The sequence below is a fragment of the Rhizobacter sp. P3_B12 genome (genome assembly GCF_056402895.1).
On record NZ_JBFUGN010001162.1, the window covers coordinates 1 to 1,727 of the forward strand.

The following is a 1,727-nucleotide window of genomic DNA, read 5'->3' on the forward strand; positions in this document are numbered from 1 at the left end:
GCGCAAAACGTGAGCAACCGACATGAACTTCGAGACTGAACCGATGATCCTGATCAACCGGCGGCGCTGGCTCGCGCGTTCCGGCCTGGGCCTCGCGACCGCGCTGGGTGCCGGCACGCTCGGCAACCTGCTGGGCGCCAAGCCCGCGTATGCCGCCGACTACAAGGCGCTGCTGTGCATCTTCCTGTACGGCGGCAACGACGGCCTGAACACCGTTGTGCCGACCGATGCGGCGCGCTACAACCAGTACGCCGCGGTGCGCGCCAGGCTGGCGATCCCGAGCAACCGCCTGGTGCCGCTCGCCGGCATGACCTACGGGCTGCACCCGGCGCTGGCCGGCCTGCAGGCGGCGGCCGACGACGGCCACATCGCGCCGGTGTTCAACGTCGGCCCGCTGATCAAGCCGTTGACCAAGGCCGAGTTCCGCGCCGCGTCGTCCAGCGTCGGCGTGCTGCCCGATTCGCTGTACTCGCACTCCGACCAGCAGTACCTGTGGGAGAACGGCACCGGCGATTCGCTCGAGCCGACCGGCTGGGGCGGTCGCGCCTCGGACGCGCTGGTCACCGCGAACCCGGTGATCTCGCTGAGCGGCACGCCGCGCTTCGGCATCTCGCGCACGCACACGCCGCTGGTGCTGCCGAACACGCCGGGCGACACCTTCGGCGCCTACGAGATGCAGCCGGAAGACCTGAAGGTCGCGTGGAAGGCCGAACGCAAGGCGGCCATCGACGCGATGTACCTCGAGCAGCAGGAGCTCGCGCTCGCGAACGCCTACACGGCGATCCAGCGCGATGCCTTCAACGTGTCGGACCGGCTCTCGGGCCTGGTGAAGATCGTGCCGGGCGGCGCGGGCGCGACGGCCGCGATCGACACTGCCTTCGCACCGCTGATCTCGGGCGGCAAGATCGGCACCGGCCTCGGCCGCCAGCTGTACCAGATCGCGAAGCTGGTGTCGGGCAACGCGACGGTGCAGGGCAACCGGCAGATCTTCTTCGCGCAGATGAGCGCATTCGACACGCACGGCAACCAGGCCGTCGACGGCAGCCCGGCCGATGGCCAGCACGCACAACTGCTGAAGGAGCTGGGCGATGCGCTCGGCGCCTTCTACCGCGCGATGAAGGCGCTGGGCCTGGGCGAATCGGTGACGGCCTTCACGCAGAGCGATTTCGGGCGCACCTTCGTGCCGAACAACAGCATGGGCACCGACCACGCCTGGGGCAACCACCACATCGTGGTCGGTGGCGCGGTGAAGGGCGGGCGCGGCTACGGCAGCTACCCGGATCTCGCGCTCGGCGGGCCGAACGATGTCGGCGTCGACACCTGGGAGCAGCAGGGCCRCTGGATCCCCACCTCGTCGGTGGACCAGTACGCGGCGACGATGCTCGGCTGGTTCGGCGCGAGCGATGCACAGCTGCGCACGGTGCTGCCGAACCTGGCGAACTTCGGCAGCGCGACGAAGCTGGGGTTCGTGTGATGCCGAGGGATATTGTCAACAATCGTCAACGCGGGGTGATGGGCGGACGATGAGGCTTGTGGCGTTCGTCGGGTTCTCTTCCAATCCGACGAACGCGCCGTCGAAGCAGTCCCTTCAGAGTTGTGGCGACGCGGTCCGATCCACCGCTCTCCGGAATTCCGACGATGAAGACGACGACCCGCGCAGGGGTCATTGTTGTTGCGACCTGCCTGTTGAACGCCTCGCTTTGCCATGCAGAGCTTCCCCCACCGCC

Annotated in this window: 1 protein-coding gene; it reads left to right on the forward strand. The window is 68.4% G+C overall.

Annotated features, from left to right (window positions below; translation table 11 throughout):
- The first annotated feature begins 43 nt into the window (after window positions 1–43).
- Entirely contained in the window at window positions 44–1,474 is a 1,431-nt protein-coding gene (locus AC1D01_RS33310) for a DUF1501 domain-containing protein (RefSeq protein WP_477873752.1), read from the forward strand.
- Window positions 1,475–1,727 lie beyond the last annotated feature (253 nt).